The sequence below is a fragment of the Colidextribacter sp. OB.20 genome (assembly GCF_009911595.1).
Classification (GTDB): domain Bacteria; phylum Bacillota; class Clostridia; order Oscillospirales; family Oscillospiraceae; genus Lawsonibacter.
In genome coordinates, this window is sequence record NZ_QWKG01000172.1 from 1 (window position 1) to 572 (window position 572).

Sequence of the window (572 nt, forward strand, 5' to 3'; positions counted from 1 at the left end):
GAGGTTTTGGATCACATTTTCTCAGAAGAAGCCAAATCCAAGCGGAGACGGGCCTATGAGAAGCAGATCCAGATGTCTGGCTTTCCCATCAAGAAGACCCTGGACGACTTCGATTTCTCTTTCCAGCCCTCCATCGACAAGCGCCAGATCGATGAGTTGGCTACCATGCGCTTCCTGGAAAACGGGGAGAATGTGGTCTTCCTCGGCCCGCCCGGCGTGGGCAAGACCCATCTGGCCTCCGCCCTGGGTCTGGTGGCAGCACAGCACCGGTTCTCCACCTACTACATCAACTGCCACCAACTCATTGAACAGCTCAAGAAGGCCCACTTTGAGAACCGTCTGCCGGATAAGCTCAAGGTTCTGTCCAAGTACAGGATGCTCATCATTGACGAAATCGGCTACCTCCCCATGGACATCCAGGGTGCAAACCTGTTCTTCCAGCTCATTGCCAGACGGTATGAGAAAACGTCCACCGTTTTTACCTCCAACAAGACTTTCTCCCAGTGGAACGAGGTCTTTGCCGACGTCACCATCGCCTCCGCCATCCTGGATCGTGTCCTGCATCACTGCAC

The 572-nt window shown here is 54.5% G+C and carries 1 protein-coding gene; it reads left to right on the forward strand.

The window, feature by feature from the left end; genetic code table 11:
* Window positions 1-572, forward strand: a 572-nt coding sequence (gene istB, locus D1641_RS19045; RefSeq protein WP_160668578.1) for an IS21-like element helper ATPase IstB, incomplete at both ends; no start/stop codon positions are given.